The organism is Streptococcus pseudopneumoniae, from assembly GCF_001070815.1.
GTDB lineage: Bacteria > Bacillota > Bacilli > Lactobacillales > Streptococcaceae > Streptococcus > Streptococcus pseudopneumoniae_P.
Genome location: NZ_JVLX01000036.1, coordinates 25,610 through 50,468 on the forward strand (window position 1 = coordinate 25,610; position 24,859 = coordinate 50,468).

The 24,859-nt window shown below is 39.0% G+C and carries 20 protein-coding genes; 17 read left to right on the forward strand and 3 right to left on the reverse strand.

Features of this window, described 5'->3' with window-relative positions; genetic code table 11:
* Positions 1-15 precede the first annotated feature (15 nt).
* Both serB and ADG81_RS03980 read left to right on the forward strand, forming a co-directional pair.
* Positions 16-660: a phosphoserine phosphatase SerB gene (serB, locus tag ADG81_RS03975; RefSeq protein WP_020901394.1), complete on the forward strand. Its 645-nt coding sequence runs from the start codon at positions 16-18 to the stop codon at positions 658-660.
* Between the two features lie 8 nt (positions 661-668).
* Positions 669-1,784, forward strand: coding sequence for a glycerate kinase (locus ADG81_RS03980; RefSeq protein ID WP_049550965.1), 1,116 nt, complete (start codon positions 669-671; stop codon positions 1,782-1,784).
* On the opposite strand, the gene ADG81_RS03985 is transcribed toward ADG81_RS03980, so the two are convergent.
* Complete coding sequence (locus tag ADG81_RS03985) at positions 1,781-2,227, reverse strand: YueI family protein (protein ID WP_049550966.1); 447 nt, start codon at positions 2,225-2,227, stop codon at positions 1,781-1,783. The genes ADG81_RS03980 and ADG81_RS03985 overlap by 4 nt on opposite strands.
* 163 nt (positions 2,228-2,390) lie before the next feature.
* Between ADG81_RS03985 and eno the strand changes: the two genes are divergently transcribed.
* The 6 genes from eno to ADG81_RS04015 all read left to right on the forward strand — a co-directional run bounded on the left by eno (position 2,391) and on the right by ADG81_RS04015 (position 9,060).
* Positions 2,391-3,695 (forward strand): surface-displayed alpha-enolase, encoded by a 1,305-nt coding sequence (gene eno, locus ADG81_RS03990; protein ID WP_000022821.1) that lies wholly within the window; start codon positions 2,391-2,393, stop codon positions 3,693-3,695.
* Between the two features lie 258 nt (positions 3,696-3,953).
* Positions 3,954-5,213: a UDP-N-acetylglucosamine 1-carboxyvinyltransferase gene (locus ADG81_RS03995; protein ID WP_001227091.1), complete on the forward strand. Its 1,260-nt coding sequence runs from the start codon at positions 3,954-3,956 to the stop codon at positions 5,211-5,213.
* Positions 5,214-5,228: 15 nt separating this feature from the next.
* Positions 5,229-5,780, forward strand: a complete 552-nt coding sequence (locus ADG81_RS04000; RefSeq protein ID WP_049550967.1) for a GNAT family N-acetyltransferase — start codon at positions 5,229-5,231, stop codon at positions 5,778-5,780.
* Positions 5,773-7,050, forward strand: coding sequence for a CBS-HotDog domain-containing transcription factor SpxR (gene spxR, locus ADG81_RS04005; RefSeq protein ID WP_049550968.1), 1,278 nt, complete (start codon positions 5,773-5,775; stop codon positions 7,048-7,050). Before ADG81_RS04000 ends, spxR begins: the two co-directional genes overlap by 8 nt.
* A 15-nt stretch (positions 7,051-7,065) precedes the next feature.
* Entirely contained in the window at positions 7,066-7,926 is an 861-nt protein-coding gene (locus ADG81_RS04010) for a methionyl aminopeptidase (RefSeq protein WP_000631543.1), read from the forward strand.
* Positions 7,927-8,142: 216 nt separating this feature from the next.
* A complete protein-coding gene (locus tag ADG81_RS04015; RefSeq protein WP_049550969.1) occupies positions 8,143-9,060 on the forward strand; it encodes a bifunctional riboflavin kinase/FAD synthetase in 918 nt (305 codons plus the stop codon).
* Positions 9,061-9,147: 87 nt separating this feature from the next.
* On the opposite strand, the gene ADG81_RS04020 is transcribed toward ADG81_RS04015, so the two are convergent.
* On the reverse strand, positions 9,148-9,996 hold the full coding sequence (locus tag ADG81_RS04020; RefSeq protein ID WP_000592066.1) for a YitT family protein: 849 nt from the start codon (positions 9,994-9,996) through the stop codon (positions 9,148-9,150).
* Between the two features lie 140 nt (positions 9,997-10,136).
* On the opposite strand from ADG81_RS04020, the gene ADG81_RS04025 reads away from it, so the two are divergent.
* The 8 genes from ADG81_RS04025 (at position 10,137) to ADG81_RS04060 (ending at position 22,321) form a co-directional block, all read left to right on the forward strand.
* Positions 10,137-10,976, forward strand: coding sequence for a DegV family protein (locus ADG81_RS04025; protein ID WP_049500761.1), 840 nt, complete (start codon positions 10,137-10,139; stop codon positions 10,974-10,976).
* 107 nt (positions 10,977-11,083) lie between these two features.
* A complete protein-coding gene (locus tag ADG81_RS04030; protein ID WP_001284640.1) occupies positions 11,084-11,359 on the forward strand; it encodes an HU family DNA-binding protein in 276 nt (91 codons plus the stop codon).
* A gap of 214 nt (positions 11,360-11,573) precedes the next feature.
* Positions 11,574-12,281 (forward strand): thiol-disulfide oxidoreductase-associated membrane protein CcdA2, encoded by a 708-nt coding sequence (ccdA2, locus tag ADG81_RS04035; protein WP_049550970.1) that lies wholly within the window; start codon positions 11,574-11,576, stop codon positions 12,279-12,281.
* 11 nt (positions 12,282-12,292) lie between these two features.
* Positions 12,293-12,859, forward strand: coding sequence for a thiol-disulfide oxidoreductase-associated lipoprotein SdbB (gene sdbB, locus ADG81_RS04040; RefSeq protein WP_049550971.1), 567 nt, complete (start codon positions 12,293-12,295; stop codon positions 12,857-12,859).
* Positions 12,860-12,980: 121 nt separating this feature from the next.
* Positions 12,981-14,372 (forward strand): APC family permease, encoded by a 1,392-nt coding sequence (locus tag ADG81_RS04045; RefSeq protein ID WP_049550972.1) that lies wholly within the window; start codon positions 12,981-12,983, stop codon positions 14,370-14,372.
* Positions 14,373-14,514: 142 nt separating this feature from the next.
* On the forward strand, positions 14,515-15,432 hold the full coding sequence (adcAII, locus tag ADG81_RS04050) for a zinc-binding lipoprotein AdcAII (RefSeq protein WP_049550973.1): 918 nt from the start codon (positions 14,515-14,517) through the stop codon (positions 15,430-15,432).
* Between the two features lie 7 nt (positions 15,433-15,439).
* Positions 15,440-18,565, forward strand: coding sequence for a pneumococcal-type histidine triad protein (locus ADG81_RS04055; protein WP_049550974.1), 3,126 nt, complete (start codon positions 15,440-15,442; stop codon positions 18,563-18,565).
* 210 nt (positions 18,566-18,775) lie between these two features.
* Complete coding sequence (locus tag ADG81_RS04060; protein WP_049550975.1) at positions 18,776-22,321, forward strand: pneumococcal-type histidine triad protein; 3,546 nt, start codon at positions 18,776-18,778, stop codon at positions 22,319-22,321.
* A gap of 35 nt (positions 22,322-22,356) precedes the next feature.
* Here ADG81_RS04060 and pepT read toward each other — a convergent pair whose 3' ends face one another.
* Positions 22,357-23,580 (reverse strand): peptidase T, encoded by a 1,224-nt coding sequence (pepT, locus tag ADG81_RS04065; protein WP_049550976.1) that lies wholly within the window; start codon positions 23,578-23,580, stop codon positions 22,357-22,359.
* 153 nt (positions 23,581-23,733) lie between these two features.
* On the opposite strand from pepT, the gene hemH reads away from it, so the two are divergent.
* Positions 23,734-24,828: a ferrochelatase gene (hemH, locus tag ADG81_RS04070; protein WP_049550977.1), complete on the forward strand. Its 1,095-nt coding sequence runs from the start codon at positions 23,734-23,736 to the stop codon at positions 24,826-24,828.
* Positions 24,829-24,859: the final 31 nt, after the last annotated feature.

Consider the following 24,859-nt stretch of genomic DNA (forward strand, 5'->3'; position numbering starts at 1 on the left):
TAGAGAGGAGGAGTGATGTCTCAAGTAAAAGGATTGTGTGTTATGGATGTTGATGGAACCTTAATCCTAGAAGAAGTAATTGATCTTTTGGGTAGAGAGGTAGGTCGTGAGGAGGAAATATCTCAGATTACAAGTTGGGCAATGCGAGGAGAGATAGACTTTGAAAGCAGTTTAAGAAAAAGAGTTTCCTTGTTGGAAGGCCTTTCTATTTCGATCTTTGATAAAGTCTTCAACTCTATTCATCTATCTCCAAATGCCCAGGAATTCATTTCCATTCTCCAAAAGAATGGCATTCAAGTTGGTCTGGTGTCCGGTGGATTTACACCAATAGTTGATAGATTAGCAAAATCTCTCGGTATTGCCTATTTCTCTGCCAATCAACTTGAAGATAAAGACGGTCATCTAACAGGAAAATTAGTTGGACAAATTATCAGTCCCCAGGTCAAAAAAGAGACTCTGGAAAAATGGAGAGAGAAACTAAAACTTCCTAAAGAAAGAACGATTGCAATCGGTGACGGGGCCAATGATCTATTAATGTTGAAGTCAGCAGGACTGGGAATTGCTTTTTGTGCCAAAGAGGTACTCAAAAAAGAAATACAACATCATGTTGACAAGAGGGATTTTTTAGAAGCTCTACCTTTGATTGACTGTTTAGAATGAGGGAAAATATGAAGATTGTAATTGCACCAGATTCGTTTAAGGAAAGCTTGTCCGCTCAACAGGTGGCTGAAGCAATAAAAAGAGGCTTCCAACAATCAATAGCAGATGTAGAATGTCTTCTCTGCCCTGTTGGTGATGGTGGCGAAGGTACAGTAGATTCCATTCGACATTCTCTTGACCTTGAAGAAAAATGGATCCAAGTGACAGGACCTTTTGGACAAAAAGAAGCAATGCGCTATTTTCAAAAAAGTCAACTGGCACTATTTGAAGTTGCCGACTTGGTTGGCCTTGGAAAAATTCCGCTAGAGAAACGAAATCCACTGCAAATCCAAACTTGTGGTATTGGAGAGTTGATTCGCCACCTCATTGTTAAAGGGATTAAAGATATCTATATCGGTGTTGGTGGTACGGCCAGTAATGATGGCGGTATTGGTATTGCTACTGGTTTAGGTTATCAATTTTATGATAGGGATGGAAATGTCTTACCTGCATGCGGTCAGTCCTTACTAAACTTAGCTTCTGTTTCAACAGAAAATCGCTATGAAATTCCTGAAGATGTGCAAATTCGTATTTTAGCAGATGTCGTGAGTCCCTTATGTGGTCATCAAGGTGCGACTTACACTTTTGGCAAACAAAAAGGTTTACATCCTACTATGTTTGCAGTCGTAGATCAGGCAATCCAAGATTTTTATGAAAAAGTCTCACCTGTAACATTGCAAATTAAAGGAGCAGGAGCTGGTGGAGGCATTGCTGGTGGTTTGTGTACCTTTGCTCAGGCAAATATCGTGTCTGGAATTGATACCTGCTTGGACTTAATCAACTTTGATAAGAATGTTTCAGATGCTGATTTGGTTATCGTTGGCGAAGGTAGACTGGACAGTCAAAGCTTTGCTGGGAAAGCGCCGATAGGCGTAGCAAAAAGAACCCCTGTCGGAGTTCCTGTCATTGCTATTTGTGGTAGTATTGCTGAGGATTTACCTTCCCTACCATTTGAGAATATCCAAGCGGCTTTTTCAATTTTGGAGAAAAGTGAACCTCTAGAAGATAGTTTGAAAAATGCCAGTCTCTATTTGGAGCACACGGCTGCCAATATAGGGCATTTATTAAATATGCGTAAGATTTAGCCAAACCATTTCTTCCAGATGGATGTTTTGGCTGGTTCTTCCTTTTTATCTTCCCAAAGTTTTGCAAAAGCAAGTCGAAGATCCTTTTCTTCTACTTGTACTGGTGCATTGCTATGGATAATCAGTCCGAAAGGAGAAGAAGCATGCTCTTCAGATACAATGGTAGCTTGACTATCAGTTTCTTTAGCTTCCTTTAAGTAGAAAACTTGCTTGTCAAATTCGATATTTGGAGAAATCTTTACAAATAGTGGCTCTGCTTTTTCTTGAAGGTTTTCTAAAATAGATAAAAAACCTTTTTCTAACTGAGGGCTATTTGCTGTGTCAATATCTGCATATCCAAGGACTCTTTCTTCAAAAGTACCAAGATAACGTCTTTGCTCATCCGGATTTATTTTTGGCCCACCATGAGCTTTTTCAAGTAATTGTTTTGATAAATCTGTCATGAAAACAGTATATCATAAAAGTTAGAATAAAACAGACAAAAGAAAGCGATTACTTCATAAAGTTAAGGAAAATTTGCACAAAGATAACGTTTTTTCTTGAAAAATGAGGGCTTTTAAGGTATTATAGAGGTGTAAAAAATTTAACTCATAAGGAGAGTAAAAAATGTCAATTATTACTGATGTTTACGCTCGCGAAGTCCTAGACTCACGCGGTAACCCAACACTTGAAGTAGAAGTTTACACTGAATCAGGTGCTTTCGGACGTGGTATGGTTCCATCAGGAGCTTCTACTGGTGAACACGAAGCAGTTGAACTTCGCGACGGTGACAAATCTCGTTACGGTGGTCTTGGTACACAAAAAGCTGTTGACAACGTAAACAACATCATTGCTGAAGCTATCATCGGCTACGATGTACGTGACCAACAAGCTATCGACCGTGCTATGATCGCTCTTGACGGTACTCCTAACAAAGGTAAATTGGGTGCTAACGCAATCCTTGGTGTGTCTATCGCTGTAGCTCGTGCTGCTGCTGACTACCTTGAAATCCCACTTTACAGCTACCTTGGTGGATTCAACACTAAAGTTCTTCCAACTCCAATGATGAACATCATCAACGGTGGTTCTCACTCTGACGCTCCAATTGCTTTCCAAGAGTTCATGATCGTACCTGCTGGTGCGCCATCATTCAAAGAAGCTCTTCGTTGGGGTGCTGAAATCTTCCACGCTCTTAAGAAAATCCTTAAATCTCGTGGTCTTGAAACAGCCGTAGGTGACGAAGGTGGATTCGCTCCTCGTTTTGAAGGAACTGAAGATGGAGTTGAAACTATCCTTGCTGCTATCGAAGCTGCTGGATATGTTCCAGGTAAAGACGTATTTATCGGATTTGACTGTGCTTCATCAGAATTCTACGATAAAGAACGTAAAGTTTACGACTACACTAAATTTGAAGGTGAAGGAGCAGCTGTACGTACTGCTGCAGAACAAATCGACTACCTTGAAGAATTGGTAAACAAATACCCAATCATCACTATCGAAGATGGTATGGATGAAAACGACTGGGACGGTTGGAAAGCTCTTACTGAACGTCTTGGTGGCAAAGTTCAATTGGTTGGTGACGACTTCTTCGTAACAAATACTTCTTACCTTGAAAAAGGTATTGCAGAAGGTGCTGCTAACTCAATCCTTATCAAAGTTAACCAAATCGGTACTCTTACTGAAACATTCGACGCTATCGAAATGGCGAAAGAAGCTGGTTACACTGCCGTTGTATCACACCGTTCAGGTGAAACTGAAGATTCAACAATCGCTGACATCGCAGTTGCAACTAACGCAGGACAAATCAAGACTGGTTCACTTTCACGTACAGACCGTATCGCTAAATACAACCAATTGCTTCGCATCGAAGACCAACTTGGTGAAGTAGCAGAATACCGTGGATTGAAATCATTCTACAACCTTAAAAAATAAAATAGTTCAGTGAACTATTTTATCCCGAACCTTGAAATTCAAAAGTTCGACCGTTGATTTAACAACGTTTTTAGCCCCTCGGATTTTATCCGAAGGGCTATTTTTGTATTTAGGGGGCAAAACATTTCAAGACAGCTCATTTACTAATAAATCCGATTCAGCTAATATAATTGAAAATGATGGAAAAAAGGGTGAATTTATGATATACTTTAATGCAGGACCTTTTTAGAAATTTTGAAAGAGTATTAAAAATTTAAAATGAGAAAAATTGTTATCAATGGTGGCTTGCCTCTGCAAGGTGAGATTACCATTAGTGGCGCAAAAAATAGTGTAGTAGCTTTGATTCCAGCTATTATTTTGGCAGATGATGTGGTGACTTTGGATTGTGTTCCAGATATTTCGGATGTAGCCAGTCTTGTCGAAATTATGGAATTGATGGGAGCTACTGTTAAGCGTTATGATGATGTCTTGGAGATTGATCCAAGAGGTGTTCAAAATATTCCAATGCCTTATGGTAAAATTAACAGTCTTCGTGCATCTTACTATTTTTATGGGAGTCTCTTAGGCCGTTTTGGTGAAGCGACAGTTGGTTTACCGGGAGGATGTGATCTTGGTCCTCGTCCGATTGACCTACACCTTAAGGCTTTTGAAGCTATGGGTGCCACTGTTAGCTACGAGGGAGATAACATGAAGTTATCTGCTAAAGATACAGGACTTCATGGTGCAAGTATTTACATGGATACGGTTAGTGTTGGTGCGACGATTAATACGATGATTGCTGCAGTTAAAGCAAATGGTCGTACCATTATTGAAAATGCAGCCCGTGAGCCTGAGATTATTGATGTAGCTACTCTCTTGAATAATATGGGAGCCCATATCCGCGGTGCAGGAACTAATATCATCATTATTGATGGTGTTGAAAGATTACATGGAACCCGTCATCAGGTGATTCCAGATCGTATCGAAGCTGGAACATATATTTCTTTAGCTGCTGCAGTCGGCAAGGGGATTCGTATAAATAATGTTCTTTACGAACACCTAGAAGGATTTATTGCTAAGCTGGAAGAAATGGGAGTGAGAATGACTGTATCTGAAGACAGCATTTTTGTCGAAGAGCAGTCTAATTTGAAAGCAATCAATATTAAGACAGCTCCTTACCCAGGCTTTGCAACTGATTTGCAACAACCGATTACCCCACTTTTACTAAGAGCGAATGGTCGTGGTACAATTGTTGATACGATTTACGAAAAACGTGTAAATCATGTTTTTGAACTAGCAAAGATGGATGCGGACATTTCGACAACAAATGGTCATATTTTGTACACAGGTGGACGTGATTTGCGTGGGGCAAGTGTTAAAGCGACTGACCTACGAGCTGGGGCTGCACTAGTCATTGCTGGGCTTATGGCTGAAGGTAAAACTGAAATTACAAATATCGAGTTTATCTTACGTGGTTATTCTGATATTATTGAAAAATTACGTAATCTAGGAGCGGATATTACACTTGTTGAGGATTAAACCGTAGAGGTGTTTATGAATATTTGGACCAAATTAGCAATGTTTTCTTTTTTTGAAACGGATCGCTTGTATTTGCGTCCTTTCTTTTTTAGTGATAGTCAAGACTTCCATGAGATAGCCTCAAATCCTGAAAATTTACAATTTATTTTCCCAACTCAGGCAAGTCTGGAAGAAAGTCAATATGCATTAGCAAATTACTTTATGAAGTCCCCTTTGGGAGTGTGGGCAATTTGTGACCAGAAAAATCAACAAATGATTGGTTCTATTAAATTTGAGAAGTTAGATGAAATCAAAAAAGAAGCTGAGCTTGGCTATTTTTTGAGAAAAGATGCTTGGTCGCAAGGATTTATGACAGAGGTTGTTAGAAAAATTTGTCAGCTTTCTTTTGAGGAATTTGGCTTAAAACAATTGTCCATTATTACCCACCTCGAAAATGAAGCAAGTCAAAAGGTTGCTCTTAAAGCTGGATTTAGTTTGTTCCGTCAGTTTAAGGGAAGTGATCGCTACACAAGAAAAATGCGGGATTATCTTGAATTTCGGTGTGTAAAAGGAGAATTCAATGAGTAAGCATCAGGAAATTCTAAGCTATTTGGAGGAATTACCAGTAGGTAAAAGGGTCAGTGTTCGTAGTATTTCCAACCATCTGGGAGTCAGTGATGGAACGGCCTATCGCGCTATCAAGGAAGCTGAAAACCGTGGAATTGTGGAGACCCGTCCTAGAAGTGGAACAATCCGCGTCAAATCCCAGAAAGTTGCTATTGAAAGATTAACTTTTGCTGAAATTGCAGAAGTGACTTCTTCTGAGGTTCTGGCTGGGCAAGAAGGTTTAGAGAGAGAATTTAGTAAGTTTTCAATTGGTGCCATGACTGAACAAAATATCTTGTCTTACCTTCACGATGGGGGGCTCTTGATTGTCGGAGACCGTACCCGTATCCAACTGTTAGCACTTGAAAATGAAAATGCCGTTTTGGTTACAGGTGGGTTTCAGGTTCATGATGATGTACTTAAGCTGGCCAATCAAAAAGGAATTCCAGTTTTAAGAAGTAAGCATGACACTTTCACTGTCGCGACCATGATCAATAAAGCCTTGTCAAATGTCCAAATCAAGACTGATATTCTGACTGTTGAGAAACTTTATCGTCCGGGTCATGAGTATGGTTTTCTGAGAGAGACCGACACCGTTAAAGATTATTTGGACTTAGTTCGTAAGAATCGTAGCAGTCGTTTCCCTGTTATCAATCAACATCAGGTCGTTGTTGGGGTTGTTACTATGAGAGATGCGGGTGATAAGTCACCAAGTACCACAATTGATAAGGTCATGTCTCGTAGTCTATTTTTAGTTGGATTATCAACAAATATTGCTAATGTGAGTCAACGGATGATCGCAGAAGACTTTGAAATGGTACCGGTTGTTCGGAATAATCAAACCTTGCTTGGAGTTGTGACAAGACGAGATGTCATGGAGAAGATGAGTCGTTCTCAAGTTTCGGCTCTACCAACTTTTTCTGAGCAGATTGGTCAAAAACTCGCTTATCACCATGATGAAGTCGTCATTACAGTGGAACCCTTTATGCTTGAGAAAAACGGTGTTTTAGCTAACGGTGTATTGGCAGAGATACTGACTCATATGACCCAAGATTTAGTTGTGAATAGTGGTCGCAATCTCATCATCGAGCAAATGCTGATCTACTTTTTGCAGGCTGTTCAGATTGATGATATATTGCGCATTCAAGCACGCATTATCCACCATACTAGACGGTCAGCTATTATTGATTACGATATTTATCATGGTCATCAGATTGTTTCAAAAGCAAATGTGACTGTTAAAATTAATTAGAAACTAGGAGAAAAAATGATAACATTAAAATCAGCTCGTGAAATCGAAGCTATGGACAAGGCTGGTGATTTTCTAGCAAGTATTCATATCGGCTTACGTGATTTGATTAAGCCTGGCGTAGATATGTGGGAAGTTGAAGAGTATGTCCGACGTCGTTGTAAGGAAGAAAATTTCCTTCCGCTTCAGATTGGTGTTGACGGTGCCATGATGGACTATCCTTATGCTACCTGCTGCTCTCTTAATGATGAAGTGGCTCATGCTTTCCCTCGTCACTATATCTTGAAAGATGGTGATTTGCTCAAGGTTGACATGGTTTTGGGAGGTCCTATTGCTAAGTCTGATCTGAATGTCTCAAAATTAAACTTCAACAATGTTGAGCAAATGAAGAAATACACTCAGAGCTATTCTGGTGGTCTTGCAGACTCATGTTGGGCTTATGCTGTTGGTACACCGTCCGAAGAAGTGAAAAATCTGATGGATGTAACTAAAGAAGCCATGTATAAGGGGATTGAGCAAGCTGTTGTTGGAAATCGTATCGGTGATATCGGTGCGGCTATTCAAGAATACGCTGAAAGTCGTGGATACGGTGTGGTGCGAGATTTGGTTGGTCATGGTGTTGGCCCAACCATGCACGAAGAACCAATGGTTCCGAACTATGGTATTGCAGGTCGAGGACTCCGTCTTCGTGAAGGAATGGTCTTGACTATTGAACCAATGATCAATACAGGTGACTGGGAAATTGATACAGATATGAAGACCGGCTGGGCCCATAAGACCATTGATGGTGGCCTATCTTGCCAATATGAACACCAATTTGTCATTACTAAGGATGGTCCGGTAATCTTGACTAGCCAAGGTGAAGAAGGGACTTATTAATAGAAAGCGGAAATACTGCTGGAAATTCATTTTGTTAGAAAACCCATTAAATCTTTTCATAAAAAATGCATTGTATCAAGCTTTTAAGTGCCTGGTATAATGCGTTTTTCTGATTTTAAAAACATAATTCTTCTAAAATAGTACACTTCAGGTGAAAAAAACGACATTTTAGATTTTCTGTTCCAGAAATAGCTATCGCTATGATATAATTATTTTATGATTATTACTATTCCTATAAAAAACCAAAAAGATATTGGCACACCATCTGATTCAGTCGTTGTTCTCGGCTATTTTGATGGTATACACAAGGGGCATCAAGAATTATTTCGTGTTGCCAATAAGGCTGCGAGAAAGGACTTATTGCCTATCGTTGTTATGACCTTTAATGAATCTCCAAAGATCGCTTTAGAGTCTTATCATCCTGATCTGTTTTTACATATTTTGAACCCTGCTGAACGTGAGAGGAAACTAAAGCGTGAAGGCGTAGAAGAATTATATCTCCTTGATTTTAGTAGTCAATTTGCTAGTCTCACGGCAGAAGAATTTTTTGCAACTTATATCAAGGCTATGAATGCCAAAATTATTGTTGCAGGTTTTGACTATACATTTGGTTCTGACCAAAAAACGGCAGAAGACTTAAAGGATTACTTTGATGGAGAAGTCATTATCGTTCCACCTGTAGAAGATGAGAAAGGAAAGATTAGTTCAACTCGTATCCGTCAAGCTATTTTAGATGGAAATGTGAAAGAAGCAGGAGAACTTTTGGGGGCACCGCTTCCATCAAGAGGTATGGTGGTTCATGGCAATGCTCGTGGTCGTACGATTGGTTATCCGACAGCGAATTTGGTGCTTTTAGATCGTACTTATATGCCAGCAGATGGCGTTTATGTCGTTGATGTTGAGATTCAAAGACAGAAGTATCGTGCTATGGCTAGTGTCGGGAAAAATGTGACCTTTGATGGAGAAGAAGCACGTTTTGAAGTCAATATTTTTGATTTTAATCAAGATATTTATGGGGAAACCGTCATGGTTTATTGGCTTGATCGCATTCGAGATATGACCAAATTTGACTCAGTTGACCAATTAGTGGATCAGTTAAAGGCTGATGAAGAAGTAGCTCGAAATTGGTCTTAAGAGTTTGGGTAATTAAAAAAGAGGTTGTCTGTAACCCAAAAGATAGATGATGTAGTCTAACTTTTGAGGTCACTACAAGACCTCTTTTTATTCTTTTTCAAAGGTAAATCCTTCTCCAAGGATTTCGTGAGCTTCTGTAATAGTTATAAAGGCTTGAGGATCAATTCGATGAATCATTTCCTTCATTTTCACAATTTCATTTCTTCCGACAATACAGTAAATGATTTTTAAATCTTCTTGACTATAATAACCTTGACCTGAGATGAAAGTAACGCCTCTACCTAGGTCATCATTAATCGCCTTAGCAAGTTGGTCAGGACGTTTGGTAATAATCATAAATCCTTTACCTGCGTAGCCACCTTCGCCAATCAAATCAATGACACGCGAAACGATAAAATCAAATAAGAGCGTGTAGGAAACCAATCTCAAGTCCTTGAAGATTAGGAGAATGAGCATGAGAATACAAAAATCTAAGATAAAGAGCAGTTTTCCCATTGATATATGAGTGTACTTGTTGAGAATACGAGCTACAATATCAGTACCACCAGTTGTACCTCCAGCATTAAAGATAATTCCAAGACCAATTCCCAATAGAATCCCAGCTATAAGGGCAGTGATTAGTAAATCACCTTGAAGATCAATATGAAGGGGAATACGTTCAAAAAAGGCCAACCAGGCGGACAAGGCTAAGGTTCCTAGTAAACTAGAATAGAGGGACTTTGCTCCAAAAATCTTCCAAGCTAGGATGAAAAGGGGAATATTAATCAGCAGGTTCATGAGAGAAACAGGGATTTTAAAAAGATAAAAGGTGATGAGGGTAATACCTGTCGCCCCTCCCTCAAAGAGATGATGAGGAACTACAAAATAAGTTAGACCAAAAGCATAGATAGCAGCACCTAGTAAAATGGTTAAAATGGGATAAATTTTTTTAATCATAGGGACCTCTTTTCTTATAAGTAGATTATATCAAATTTTTAAGGAAAATTTGAATGACTCCATTAGGATTTTTAATCTTTTTTTGATATAATTAAAAGTAAGAAAACCAATCTGAATCCTAAAATAGAAAGATTGATACTATGACAAAAATTAAGATTGTAACCGATTCATCTGTTACTATTGAACCTGAACTAGTAAAACAATTAGATATCACTGTTGTTCCGTTATCTGTAATGATTGATAATGTTGTCTATTCTGATGCGGATTTGAAAGAAGAAGGTAAATTTCTTCAGTTGATGCAAGAAAGTAAAAATCTTCCGAAAACAAGTCAGCCACCTGTAGGTGTCTTTGCTGAAGTTTTTGAAGACCTATGTAAAGATGGTAGCCAGATTCTTGCTATTCATATGTCTCATGCCCTTTCTGGTACTGTAGAAGCGGCACGTCAAGGTGCTAGCTTATCTACTGCCGATGTGACAGTTATTGATAGTTCCTTCACTGACCAAGCCTTGAAATTCCAAGTTGTTGAGGCTGCAAAATTAGCGCAAGAAGGCAAGGAGTTGGAGGAAATCTTATCTCATGTAGAAGAGGTTAAAAACCACACAGAACTCTATATTGGCGTTTCAACTTTGGAAAATTTAGTAAAAGGTGGACGAATTGGCCGTGTAACTGGATTGTTGAGCTCACTTCTCAATATCCGTGTTGTCATGCAGATGAAAGACCATGAGTTGCAGCCAATCGTTAAAGGTCGTGGAGCTAAAACCTTTAAAAAATGGTTAGATGAGTTGATAACATCGCTCTCTGAACGTTCTGTAGCAGAGATTGGAATTTCATATTCTGGTAGTGCTGATTGGGCAAAAGAGATGAAAGAAAGCTTACAAGCTTATGTTGAAAAGCCTATTTCAGTTTTGGAAACGGGCTCTATTATTCAAACTCACACGGGTGAGAATGCTTGGGCTATTTTAGTACGTTACCACTCCTAAAAAAATAAATAAAATGGGAAGAAATAGCGCTTTTAACTTGACCTAAAAGGGATTTTAGGATATGATTATATTTGTTAATTAGAAATTAAATTGGAGGAATCATTAACATGGCAAACAAACAAGATTTGATCGCTAAAGTAGCAGAAGCTACAGAATTGACTAAGAAAGACTCAGCAGCAGCAGTTGAAGCTGTATTCGCAGCAGTAACTGAGTACCTTGCAGCTGGTGAAAAAGTTCAATTGATCGGTTTTGGTAACTTTGAAGTTCGTGAGCGTGCTGCACGTAAAGGTCGCAACCCACAAACTGGTAAAGAAATCAAAATTGCAGCTTCTAAAGTTCCAGCATTCAAAGCTGGTAAAGCTCTTAAAGACGCTGTTAAATAATCAACCTTCCAAATGCCTACTGTATCAAGCTTTCTAGCTTGGGCAGTAGGCTTTTTTGTGTATAGGGGGCAAAAAAGGGGCTAGAATCTGAATGAACTAGTACCTGAAAAAATCTTTCAAATACAAGCTAATTCAATTTTCGTAGCAGAAATCATACAAATAAAATTGATTATAGTAAAATAGGATTAGAATTATTAAGAAAGTTGGTTCTTTATTGGAAACGATAGTATTTTCAACCTCCGTTTTTTTAGCAGGGATCTTGTCCTTCTTTTCCCCTTGCATTTTCCCTCTGTTACCTGTCTATACTGGTATCTTATTGGATGATCAGGAAAGTGCAAAAAGTTTTTCCTTGTTTGGGAAAAAGGTTCTTTGGTCAGGCTTGATTCGAACACTTTGCTTTATTGCAGGCATTTCACTCATTTTCTTTATTTTAGGCTTCGGTGCTGGTTACTTTGGTAACATTCTCTATGCCAATTGGTTTCGTTACACCATGGGAACAATTATTATCATTTTAGGCCTTCACCAGATGGAAATTTTTCATTTTAAGAAATTAGAGGTTCAAAAAAGCTTTACTTTTAAGAAATCGGAAGCCAATCGTTATTGGTCGGCCTTTTTACTCGGTATTACCTTTAGCTTTGGTTGGACGCCTTGTATTGGTCCTGTTTTGAGTTCTGTTTTAGCGCTTGCGGCTTCTGGAGGAAATGGCGCTTGGCAAGGAGCGATCTATACCTTGATTTACACTCTGGGGATGGCAATTCCTTTCTTGCTTTTGGCTCTAGCTTCAGGTGTAGTAATGCCTTATTTTAGTAAAATTAAACGTCATATGATGCTACTGAAGAAAATTGGTGGTTTCCTCATTATTTTAATGGGAATTTTGTTACTATTAGGACAAGTAAATGTTCTAGCTGGAATTTTTGAATAAAGGAGAAAAAGATGAAAAAAGTAATGTTTGCTGCCTTAAGCCTCTTGTCATTAGTCGTATTGATAGCCTGTGGTGAGGAAGAGACTAAAAAGACTCAAGCTCCACAACAATCCCCAAAACAACAGCAACAAACGACTGTACAACAAATTGCTGTTGGAAAAGATGCGCCAGACTTCACCTTACAATCTATGGATGGTAAAGAAGTTAAGTTATCTGATTATAAGGGGAAAAAAGTCTACTTGAAGTTTTGGGCTTCATGGTGTGGTCCATGTAAGAAAAGTATGCCTGAGTTGATGGAATTAGCGGCGAAACCAGATCGAGATTTTGAAATTCTTAGTGTCGTTGCGCCAGGTCTTCAAGGGGAAAAAACAGTAGAAGAATTTCCAAAATGGTTCCAGGAACAAGGATATAAGGATATACCAGTTCTCTACGATACCAAGGGTAGCACTTTCCAAGCTTATCAAATCCGAAGTATTCCTACAGAATATTTGATTGATAGCCAAGGCAAGATTGGAAAAATCCAGTTTGGTGCAATAAGAAATGCAGATGCAGAAGCAGCCTTTAAAGAAATGAACTAGAATCGATAAAAATCTGATTACAATATGTAGTCAGATTTTTTTAGAAAAATATTTTATAAATATTCACAAATCTCCCATATTTATGGTAAAATAGAATCATCATTTTATTTTGGAGTCAAAGATGAATATATTTAGAACAAAGAATGTTAGTTTGGATAAAACAGAGATGCACAGGCATTTGAAGTTATGGGATTTGATTTTGTTGGGTATCGGAGCCATGGTAGGGACGGGCGTCTTTACAATTACAGGTACTGCAGCTGCAACGCTTGCTGGTCCAGCCCTAGTGATTTCAATTGTCATTTCTGCCTTGTGTGTGGGATTATCAGCCCTCTTTTTTGCAGAATTTGCTTCTCGAGTACCCGCTACAGGTGGTGCTTACAGCTATCTCTATGCTATCTTAGGAGAATTCCCTGCCTGGTTGGCTGGCTGGTTAACCATGATGGAGTTCATGACAGCCATATCTGGTGTGGCTTCGGGATGGGCAGCTTATTTTAAAGGGTTACTGTCTCAATACGGAATAGCCCTTCCTCAGGCTTTAAATGGTACCTTTAATCCTCAAGCAGGGACATTTGTTGATTTATTGCCTATTCTTGTTTTGGTCTTGGTGACCTCGCTTGTTCTACTCAATGCTAAAGCAGCATTACGCTTTAATTCAATTTTAGTTATTTTGAAATTTTCCGCTTTAGCTCTCTTTGTTTTAGTAGGAATTTGGCATATCAAGCTTGATAATTGGAGCAATTTCGCTCCTTATGGTTTTGGTCAAATTTATGGTGCTAGTACTGGTATTATGGCTGGTGCGTCCTTAATGTTCTTTGGATTTTTAGGCTTCGAATCCATCTCTATGGCTGTAGATGAAGTCAAGACTCCTCAAAAAAATATTCCGAGAGGGATTGTCTTATCACTTTCAATCGTAACCATTCTTTATGCCTTGGTGACTCTTGTCTTGACTGGTGTGGTTTACTATAGTCATCTAAATGTCGACGATGCCGTTGCTTTTGCTCTTCGCAGTGTTGGGATTAGTTGGGCAGCCAACTATGTGTCATTAGTGGCTATCTTGACCTTGATTACAGTTTGTATTTCGATGACCTATGCCCTATCACGTATGATTTACAGTTTAGCGCGTGACGGCTTGATACCTGCTGCCTTTAAAGAACTGACCAAAACAAGCAAGGTACCAAAAAATGCTACTATCTTGACAGGTCTAGCTTCAGCAGTAGCAGCAGGAATGTTCCCTCTTGCTAGTATCGCAGCCTTCTTAAATATTTGTACCTTGGCTTACTTGATCATGCTGGCTTATGGTCTGATTCGCTTACGGAAAGAAAAAGGAATGCCCAAAGCGGGCGAGTTTAAAACACCATTGGTACCTCTGTTACCAATTTTATCAATCATCATTTGTTTATCCTTTATGTTACAGTATAATATGGAAACTTGGGTTGCTTTCCTAGTTGCATTGTTAGTAGGAAGTATGATTTACTTCACTTATGGTTATAAGCATTCTACCTTAGAAGAATAAAGTGAGAATCTGTTGAGTTGTTGAAACTCAGCAGATTTTTATATGTGAAAGAAATTTCAAATTTTTTCTAAAAATAGCTTGACAGATTAAATTTTTAGGAGTAAACTGTTTACCAGTTAATTAAATAGTTAAGGAGTTATCTATGAAGAAAAAAAGTTTATTTTTAGTATTGTTAAGTGTCTTTCTTTTGTGTTTAGGTGCTTGTGGTCAAAAGGAAAGCCAGACAGGGAAAGGGATGAAAATTGTGACCAGTTTCTATCCTATCTACGCTATGGTAAAGGAAGTATCTGGTGACTTGAATGATGTTCGGATGATCCAGTCAAGTAGCGGCATTCACTCTTTTGAACCTTCAGCGAATGATATCGCAGCCATCTATGATGCAGACGTATTTGTTTACCATTCGCATACACTTGAATCTTGGGCAGGAAGTCTGAATCCCAATCTAAAAAAATCCAAAGTTAAGGTTTTAGAGGCTTCTGAAGGAATGACTTTAGACCGCGTTCCTGGGCTAGAAGATGTGGAAGCAGGGGATGGAGTTGATGAAAAAACGCTTTATGACCCTCACACTTGGCTAGATCCTGAAAAAGCTGGAGAAGAAGCCCAAATTATTGCTGATAAACTTTCAGAGGTTGATAGTGAGCATAAAGAGACTTATCAGAAAAATGCGCAAGCCTTTATCAAAAAAGCTCAAGAATTGACTAAGAAATTCCAGCCTAGATTTGAAAAAGCGAGTCAGAAAACCTTTGTAACACAACATACAGCCTTTTCTTATCTAGCGAAGCGATTTGGACTCAATCAACTTGGAATCGCTGGTATCTCTCCTGAACAGGAACCAAGTCCAAGACAACTAACAGAAATTCAGGAATTTGTGAAAACCTATAAGGTTAAAACGATTTTTACAGAAAGTAATGCTTCTTCAAAAGTAGCTGAAACTCTTGTCAAATCAACAGGTGTGGATCTTAAAACTCTGAATCCTTTAGAGGCAGACCCACAAAATGACAAGACCTACCTAGAAAACCTTGAAGAAAATATGAGTGTATTAGCTGAAGAATTAAAGTGAGGCAAATATGAAAATCAATAAAAAATATCTAGCGGGTTCAGTGGCAGTTCTTGCCCTAAGTGTTTGTTCCTATGAACTTGGTCGTTACCAAGCTGGTCAAGTTAAGAAAGATTCTAATCGAGTAGCTTATATAGATGGTGATCAGGCTGGTCAAAAAGCAGAGAACTTGACACCAGATGAAGTCAGTAAGAGAGAGGGAATCAACGCCGAACAAATTGTTATCAAGATTACGGATCAAGGTTATGTGACCTCTCATGGAGATCATTATCATTACTATAATGGCAAGGTTCCTTTTGACGCTATCATCAGTGAAGAACTGCTGATGAAAGATCCGAATTATCAGTTGAAGGATTCAGACATTGTCAATGAAATCAAGGGTGGTTATGTGATTAAGGTAGACGGGAAATACTATGTTTACCTCAAGGATGCCGCCCATGCGGACAATATTCGTACAAAAGAAGAGATTAAACGTCAGAAGCAGGAACATAGTAGTAATCACGGGGGTGCTTCTAATGATCAGGCAGTAGTTGCAGCCAGAGCTCAAGGCCGTTATACAACGGATGATGGTTATATCTTTAATGCCTCTGATATCATTGAGGATACGGGTGATGCCTATATCGTTCCTCATGGCAATCACTTCCACTATATTCCGAAGAGTGATTTGTCTGCCAGCGAATTAGCTGCTGCCCAAGCCTTCTTATCTGGAAAAGGTGATCAATTAAGTACAGTTGAATATCGTTCAAGCAGAGCTGAAACAAGATCTAGTGTGAGAACAAGTCAATATGAGTCTCCTCAAAATCCTGCAGCAGCTCCTGAGAGTCAAAATGAGGATTTGGATAGTCTCCTCCAAGAATTGTACGCTTTGCCACTTAGCCAACGTCATGTGGAGTCTGATGGATTAGTATTTGACCCAGCACAGATTACAAAACGTACTGCCAATGGTGTGGCAGTTCCTCACGGAGATCATTTCCATTTCATTCCTTATTCGCAAATGTCTGCTTTGGAAGAAAAATTGGCTCGAAATCTACCAATTGGAGGTCAGCCAGTTCAAAGTCATTCTAATAATACGAAACCAAGCAGTCCTGAGAGAACAAGTTCAACACCAAGTTCAACCATTAAACCAAACTTTAATCTCAATACGCCGGCACCGAATCGAGGAACTGGAGGAGCTTATACAACGGATGATGGGTATGTCTTTAGTCCGACAGATGTGATTGAAGATACAGGTGACGCTTTTGTTGTACCGCATGGAAATCATTTCCACTATATTCCTAAGAGTGATTTGTCAGCAGGAGAATTGGCTGCTGCTCAAGCCTATTGGAATGGGAAGCAGGGCTCACATTCTGCCACAAGCTCAAGTAAACCAAGTAGTGATAATGCTAAACCAGCCCAACCAAGTTTGACAGAGACTCCAAACCTGACTGTCACACCAACATATCATCAAAATCATGGGGAAGACATTTCAACACTTTTAAGTGAATTGTATGCCAAACCTTTGTCAGAACGCCATGTGGAATCGGATGGCTTAGTCTTTGATCCGGTACAAATCATCAAACGTACAGCTAATGGTGTTGCAGTGCCTCACGGAGACCATTATCACTTTATCCCTTATTCACAAATGTCACCTTTGGAAGAAAAATTGGCTCGTATGGTAGCTGTCAAGGGACAAAATGGCAGTGTTTTGCCAAGCGTCACTCCACTGAAGCCAGCGCCTACTACCAAACCTCAAGCGCCAGCGGAAAATAAACCGACTGAATTTGATGTCAACCAGGTTGTTAGAAAAGTTGGCGACGGATATATTATAGAGGATAAGGGCGTTAGTCGTTATGTTCTAGCTAAAGATTTGGCCAAGGATAAGATTGATGCTATTGAAAATCTCTTGTCTAAGAAAACTCAAGAGACGCATGCCCTAGTTGCGAAGAAAGAAAATGTCGCTCCTCGTGATCAAGAATTTTATGATAAAGCATATAATTTATTGGCTGAGGCTCATAAAGCCTTGTCTGAAAATAAGGGTCGTACTTATGATTTCCAAGCCTTAGACAAATTAGCAGAACGTTTGAATGATGAATCGACTAATAAAGGAAAATTGGTAGATGATTTATTAGCTTTCCTAGCACCAATTACTCATCCAGAGCGACTTGGTAAACCAAATTCTCAAATTGCTTATACAGACGATGAAATTAAATTAGCGAAATTAGCAGGTAAGTATACTACAGAAGATGGATATATCTTTGACATTCGTGATATTAGCAGTGATGAGGGAGATGCTTATGTAACTCCGCATATGACCCATAGTCATTGGATTAAGAAAGAGAGCTTGTCTGAAGCTGAAAGAGTGGCAGCCCAGGCTTATGCTAAAGAGAAAGGTTTGACACCTCCTCCAACAGAGAATCAGGGTTCAGGAAATACTGAGGTTAAAGGAGTAGAAGCAATCTATAATAAAGTGAAAGCAGCTAAGAAGGTTCCACTTGATCATATTCCTTACAATCTACAACATACTGTTGAAGTTAAAAATGGTAGCTTAATTATACCTCATTACGACCATTACCATAACATTAAATTTGGTTGGTTTGACGAAGGACTCTATGAAGCACCTAAGGGTTATAGCCTTGAGGATCTCTTTGCGACTGTAAAATATTATGTTGAACATCCTGAAGAACGTCCTCACTCAGATAATGGTTGGGGAAATGCCAGCGACCATGTTCGTAAAAATAAGGCAGACAAAGACAGTAAACTTGATGAAGATAAGAAACATGATGAAGTAAGTGAACCAACTCGCCCTGAATCTGATGAAAAAGAGAATCACGCAGGTTTAAATCCTTCAGCAGATAATCTTTATAAACCAAGCACTGATACGGAAGAGACAGAGGAAGAAGCTGAAGATACTACAGATGAGGCTAAAGTTCCTCAAGTAGAGACTGAAAAAGTAGAAGCCAAACTCAAAGAAGTAGAAGCTCTACTTGATACAGTAACCGATGCTAGTTTGAAAGACAATGTGGCAGAGAGTCTAGCTGGTTTACGAAATAATTTGAACCTCCAAACTATGGATAATAATGGTATCATGGCAGAAGCAGAGAAACTACTTGCTTTGTTAAAAGGTAGTGAGTCAGTTACGACGAAACCAGAAGCATAAGTTTATCCTATTAAATCAAAATGATGTAAGAGTCAGTAGCAATACTGGCTTTTATTTTTTAAAATGTAATAAAAATCTTGACAGATAAGCTTAAAAAAGGTAAACTATTTACTGGTTAATTAATTGGTTAAATAACCAGTTTAGGAAAAACTGTTTAACCGAGAAAAGAAGTTAAGAAAAAGCTTCATCATTTATTGAAATGAGGGATTTATGAAATTCAGTAAAAAATATATAGCAGCTGGATCAGCTGTTATCGTGTCTTTGAGTCTATGTGCTTATGCATTAAATCAGCATCGCTCGCAGGAAAATAAGGACAATAATCGGGTCTCTTATGTGGATGGTAGTCAGTCAAGTCAGAAAACTGAAAATCTGACACCAGACCAGGTTAGCCAAAAAGAAGGAATTCAGGCTGAACAAATTGTTATCAAGATCACAGATCAGGGCTATGTGACTTCACACGGTGACCACTATCATTACTATAATGGGAAAGTTCCCTATGATGCCCTCTTTAGTGAAGAACTCTTGATGAAAGATCCAAACTACCAACTTAAAGAAACTGATATTGTCAATGAAGTTAAAGGTGGTTATATCATCAAGGTTGATGGTAAATATTATGTTTATCTGAAAGATTTAGCTCATGCTGATAATGTTCGAACCAAGGATGAAATCAACCGTCAAAAACAAGAACACATCAAAGATAATGAGAAGGTTAGCTCAGATGTTGCTGTAGCAAGATCTCAGGGACGCTATACGACAGATGATGGTTATGTCTTTAACCCAGCTGATATTATCGAAGATACTGGTGATGCTTATATTGTTCCTCACGGTGGTCACTATCATTATATTCCAAAAAGTGATTTATCTGCTAGTGAGTTGGCAGCAGCAAAAGCTCATCTAGCGGGCAAAAATACGCAACCGAGTCAGTTAAGTAATTCTTCAACAGCTAGTGATAATAATACTCAATCTTCAGTACAAGGATCAACTAGCAAGCCAGAAAGCAAAGTTGAAAATCTCCAAAGTCTATTGAAAGAACTCTATGATTCACCTAGCGACCAACGTTACAGTGAATCAGATGGCCTGGTCTTTGACCCTGCTAAGATTGTCAGTCGTACGGCAAATGGAGTTGCGATTCCGCACGGCGACCATTATCACTTTATTCCTTACAGCAAGCTCTCTGCTTTAGAAGAAAAGATTGCCAGAATGGTGCCTATCGGTGGAACTGGTTCTACAGTTTCTACAAATGAAAAACCTCATGAAGTAGTGTCTAGTCTAGGAAGTTTTCCAAGTAATCCATCTACATTGAATCATACTTCATTGACTTCTAATAAGGGAATTTCTGCAACATCTGATGGTTATATCTTTAATCCAAAAGATATCGTTGAAGAAACAGCTACAGCCTATATCGTCAGACACGGTGATCATTTCCATTACATTCCAAAATCGAGCCAAATTGGACATCCGACTCTTCCAAGCAATGGTCTAACAACACCTTCGCCATCTCTTTCAGTCAATCCTGGTGTTTCACATGAGGAACACGAAGAAGGTGGACACGGCTTTGATGCCAATCGTATTATTGCTGAAGATGAAGCAGGATTTATCATGAGTCACGGAGACCATAATCATTACTTCTTCAAGAAGGACTTGACTGCTGATCAAATCAAGGCAGCGCAAGACCACTTGAAAGGGGCAAATACAGCAACACCAAATCCAGCTCATGATGACGATCACGATGAAGATCATCATGGCCACAAACATGATGAAGACCATGATCACGGTTTTGATGCCGATCGTGTCATCAGTGAGGATGAACAAGGCTTTGTCATGAGTCACGGCGACCACAATCATTACTTCTTCAAGAAGGATTTGACAGCTGAGCAAATTAAGGCAGCAAAAGACCATTTAAAAACACATCATGATGCAGAACCTGTAAAACCTCTTGCTAAAACGGTAGAGTCTTTTTCAAGAGATGCTAGCGATGAAGAAAAGATTGCTTACATTTCTAAGACCTACGGCGTTCCACTTGAAGCTATTAGAATTTCAAACGGATTCTTTGTCTTTGGAAACCCAGACCAAGCCTACGATCCAACTCATATCCATCCATATGCTGTTCGTAAAGAACACGTTCGGATTCCTCTTCAAACTGGAAATCCAGAACTTGATTTCTTAAATGAACTCTATACTACTGCCTTACGTGATGGTGTATCTCCATATAGCTTGCAGGTAGAAAATGGCAGTTTTGTGATTCCTCATGGTGACCACAATCACTACATCAAGGTTCAAACTAAGGGCTATGAAGTAGCTTTGAAAAATAAAATTCCAGCTCTCCAATCCAACTATCAACCTGGAGCTTTTGATGAGAAGGAAGTTTTGGCAAAAGTAGATCAACTTCTAGCTGATAGCAGGAGTATCTATAAAGACAAGCCTATCGAACAAAGACAGATTGAGTTAGCTTTAGGTCAGTTTACTGAAAATATGAAAAAACTGGCAACTAACTCTACAGCAGGTTATCTTGCGACACTGGATCTCTTTGATAAGCAATATATCCATATTGATGAAAGTGTTAAACCTGTTGAAACAAGCGCTCTAGATAAGAAATATCAGGCCTTGATTGATAAAATCAATACACTGGATACAGACTCTTATGGCCTTCCTAAGAAAGATCTTCTTGTTCGTCTTCAAGAAGCTAAGTTAGCAAAAGATGAGGCTGCTTTAGCAGCGGTTGAATCACAACTTCAAGCCTTGCAAGACTTTAATGATCGAACAGGTGTTACAACTGTAGAATACATCAAGTATTTCTACGAACACGTAAACGACGGTCGTTTAAATGATGAACTTCGAAACAAAGTGGCTCAGTTGACTTGGACCTTGTATCAATCTCAATCTTTCCTTAAGGCAGCAGAATTGAACAGATTATTCCCAAGCATCTATCAGGCAAAACAAGAAGTGGAAGAAGCTTTGAAAGCTCAACCAACTACTGCTAAATCGACTCAGACAGTTCTAGATACTGAAAAAGTAGATAACCAAACTGCCAAGACAGCTATTTATGGCTTCTTGAAAGAATTGTACGGAGACTTTATGCCTGAAGAACATGTCAATCATGTTAACAAGGAGCAAGTAGAAAGTCTCTTGAACAAGGCAAATCAACTCTTGGAACAAATCCAAGAAGAAGGTATCAGACAATCCTTGGCAGAAGAAGTAGAAAATCTCAAAGCTGCTACAAATAAGGCTGATGCAGATTTGGATGAAGTAAACAGTCAGGTAAAAGATGTCTTGACTCGTATCGCTAGCGCCCTTCAACAAGAGAAGGAAAATGCAGAGCAAGATCCTCAGACACTTGTACTTTATCAAAAACTCTACGATATTCTCATGTCGCTTCACGCATATTTAGAAAACAATAAGGGTTCTGATGAAGACTTTGATAAGGTGGATGCATTACTAGATCAACTTTCTGCTAAGAGTAAAGATAAAGCTGCTTTACTTGAATTGACAAAAACTATCCTAGTCTTGAATCAAGAAATCAAGTCAAAAGCTAGCGCAAGTGAAGAAGCAACTCCAGCAACAAATGCTGAAGCAAATACTAATAAGACCAGTCCCGAAACTGAAGCTTCAACAGCTGCAGAATCAAATAGTGAAACTGCAAGCGATGAAAACAAAGCAAGCAACACAAGAGATTCTAAACCTGCTGAATCATCTTCAGAAAAGGAAACAACAGAATCTACAACAAGTATTGGAAATCAAGAAAAACCAGCAGAATAAAAAGAAAGGCGAAGTAGCTAAGCTACCTCGTCTTTTTATTCTTTATAAGCTACGATACCAATGATGGTATCAACTGCACGTTCCATAGTCTGAAGGCTGACGTATTCAAAACGTCCATGCATATTTTCTCCACCCGCAAAGATATTAGGAGTTGGGATTCCCATAAAGGAAATCTTAGAGCCGTCTGTCCCTCCACGGATTGGTTCGATTATAGGAGTGATACCCAGATCTTCCATAACGGCTTTAGCAATGGTAATTGGAGTCATATCTTTTTCAATGACTTCTTTCATATTGTAGTACTGGTCTGTCAAGTTTAGGCTGACACGGTCGCTACCAAGTTCTTGATTCATCTTATCAGCGATAGACTGCATAGCTGCTTTACGAGCTTCAAAGGCATCTTTTTCAAAATCACGAATGATGTAGCTTGCACGCGCCTCCTCGACACTACCTGTCACATCCATAAGATGGTAGAAGCCTTGGTAACCCTCTGTCAGTTCAGGACGGTCAGTTTCAGGGAGTTGATTATGGAAATCAATTGCTAATTGCAGAGCATTTACCATCTGTCCCTTTGCAGTACCAGGGTGGACATTACGTCCTTGGAAATGCAATTCAGCCCCAGCTGCTGAGAAAGTTTCGTACTGAAGTTCTCCTAGTGGGCCTCCATCAACAGTATAGGCAAAATCCACATCGAAATCTTCTGCATCAAATTTATTGGCACCAACACCGATTTCTTCATCTGGACCAAAACCAACACGAATCTCACAGTGCTTGATTTCAGGATGGGCAGTCAGATATTCAATAGCAGTCATAATTTCAGCAATCCCTGACTTGTCATCAGCACCTAGTAAGGTTGTTCCATCGGTTGTGATGAGCGTTTGTCCTGGATATTTCTCTAGACTCTTAAAGTCAGCTGGATCGAGTTTGAAACCAGAATTTCCAAGTTCAATCACACCACCATCGTAGTTTTCAATTACCTGTGGCTTGACTCCTTCGGCATTAAAATCAGCAGTATCCATGTGGGAGATGAAGCCAATCTTACGTGTTAAAGATGGATCATTGGCTGGCAAGGTTCCAATTGCAAAACCATTTGGTAGATAATAAACATTTTGTAATCCAACACGTTTCATTTCAGGGATAAGAACATTGGTTGCGAAGTCAACCTGACTCTGTGTACTTGGAGTAGTAGTAGAGTGTTCATCAGAGCGCGTGTTGACCTTAACGTAGGTCAAGAAGCGGTCCAAGAGATTGGGGTAAGTCATAAAAAACTCCTTTTGAATTCATTTTTTCCATTGTATCATAGAAAGAAAAGAAAAACAAAAGACAGAAGTTAGAGAAATTCGCTATGTTGGCGTTTACTTATTAATGGATAAATGATAAAATAAACTTGATAAAAATATCACAAGGAAGCGATTATGAAAAAAGCAATTTTAATGATGACTTTCGGTTCGCCAGAAGAGATTACCTTTGAAGGTGTGGCTGATTTTTTCACAAATATTCGTCGTGGAGTGAGACCTCAAGACCACGAGATTCAAACTCTCTATGATAATTATGTACTAATTGGAGGCACACCTCTGCAAAAAATTACCCGAGAAGAGGTTGCCTTGGTAGAAGCTAGGCTGGGGAATGAGTATAGTGTCTATTTTGCCAATAAATTTTCCAAACCTTTTATTCCAGATGTGATTGGTCAGATGGAAGAAGATGGAATCGAGCAGTGTATTTGCTTGATTTTGGAGCCCCATTATTCTTTTTATTCTGTCATGGGATACGAGAAATTTTTAGAAAGCAAACAAATTCAATTTTTGGTTATTAAGGATTGGTATCAAGAAGAAGCGCTCTTAAACTATTGGGCTGATGAAATTGCTAAGATTTTAAAAGCAGAAGTAAAGCAGGATAGCTTTAAAGTCATCTTTTCAGCCCATAGTGTGCCCATTTTTGCCTTGGATTTTGGCGATCCTTATATCGATCAAATTTTTGAAAATAGCAAGTTAGTCGCTGAAAAACTAGGTTTGAGTTCTGAGCAATATACTAACACTTGGCAAAGTGAGAGTGATATCGGGATTCCATGGATTAAGCCAGATGTATTAGTGTACCTCAGAGAACAGACAGAACATCCAGAGCATTATATTTTTGTACCAATCAGCTTTATCAGTGAGCACATTGAAGTCTTGTTTGATAATGATGTGGAATGCTATGAGTTATGTCAGGAATTAGGGGTGAACTACCATCGTCCACCAATGCCAAATACAGATTCTCGCTTGATTGATGCCTTGGTCAATACCGTCAGAGCTAATGAGAACAAAGAGTTTAAGGAATTTCTCCCAGAAGAAGAAACCTTTGATGAGTTAGTTCCGTCAGATGAGACGAAAAATATCTTGGCCGAATCACAAGATTTACAAATGCCTGAATTTGTGAAAAAACTGATTGAGAAAAAAGGTCGTGAAAATGTTAAGATGCCATATCTTATCAAAAAAATGCTTGAGAAAGCAGGCAAGTTACCGAAAGAGTAAAGAAAAAGGATTTAGCTTTACGCTATATCCT

Bases quoted from the DNA above. Each gene is read 5' to 3' on its own strand.
- serB (WP_020901394.1), top strand. From the start codon at position 16: ATGTCTCAAGTAAAAGGATTGTGTGTTATGGATGTTGATGGAACCTTA.
- ADG81_RS03980 (WP_049550965.1), top strand. From the start codon at position 669: ATGAAGATTGTAATTGCACCAGATTCGTTTAAGGAAAGCTTGTCCGCT.
- ADG81_RS03985 (WP_049550966.1), bottom strand. From the start codon at position 2,227: ATGACAGATTTATCAAAACAATTACTTGAAAAAGCTCATGGTGGGCCA.
- eno (WP_000022821.1), top strand. From the start codon at position 2,391: ATGTCAATTATTACTGATGTTTACGCTCGCGAAGTCCTAGACTCACGC.
- ADG81_RS03995 (WP_001227091.1), top strand. From the start codon at position 3,954: ATGAGAAAAATTGTTATCAATGGTGGCTTGCCTCTGCAAGGTGAGATT.
- ADG81_RS04000 (WP_049550967.1), top strand. From the start codon at position 5,229: ATGAATATTTGGACCAAATTAGCAATGTTTTCTTTTTTTGAAACGGAT.
- spxR (WP_049550968.1), top strand. From the start codon at position 5,773: ATGAGTAAGCATCAGGAAATTCTAAGCTATTTGGAGGAATTACCAGTA.
- ADG81_RS04010 (WP_000631543.1), top strand. From the start codon at position 7,066: ATGATAACATTAAAATCAGCTCGTGAAATCGAAGCTATGGACAAGGCT.
- ADG81_RS04015 (WP_049550969.1), top strand. From the start codon at position 8,143: ATGATTATTACTATTCCTATAAAAAACCAAAAAGATATTGGCACACCA.
- ADG81_RS04020 (WP_000592066.1), bottom strand. From the start codon at position 9,996: ATGATTAAAAAAATTTATCCCATTTTAACCATTTTACTAGGTGCTGCT.
- ADG81_RS04025 (WP_049500761.1), top strand. From the start codon at position 10,137: ATGACAAAAATTAAGATTGTAACCGATTCATCTGTTACTATTGAACCT.
- ADG81_RS04030 (WP_001284640.1), top strand. From the start codon at position 11,084: ATGGCAAACAAACAAGATTTGATCGCTAAAGTAGCAGAAGCTACAGAA.
- sdbB (WP_049550971.1), top strand. From the start codon at position 12,293: ATGAAAAAAGTAATGTTTGCTGCCTTAAGCCTCTTGTCATTAGTCGTA.
- ADG81_RS04045 (WP_049550972.1), top strand. From the start codon at position 12,981: ATGAATATATTTAGAACAAAGAATGTTAGTTTGGATAAAACAGAGATG.
- adcAII (WP_049550973.1), top strand. From the start codon at position 14,515: ATGAAGAAAAAAAGTTTATTTTTAGTATTGTTAAGTGTCTTTCTTTTG.
- ADG81_RS04055 (WP_049550974.1), top strand. From the start codon at position 15,440: ATGAAAATCAATAAAAAATATCTAGCGGGTTCAGTGGCAGTTCTTGCC.
- ADG81_RS04060 (WP_049550975.1), top strand. From the start codon at position 18,776: ATGAAATTCAGTAAAAAATATATAGCAGCTGGATCAGCTGTTATCGTG.
- pepT (WP_049550976.1), bottom strand. From the start codon at position 23,580: ATGACTTACCCCAATCTCTTGGACCGCTTCTTGACCTACGTTAAGGTC.
- hemH (WP_049550977.1), top strand. From the start codon at position 23,734: ATGAAAAAAGCAATTTTAATGATGACTTTCGGTTCGCCAGAAGAGATT.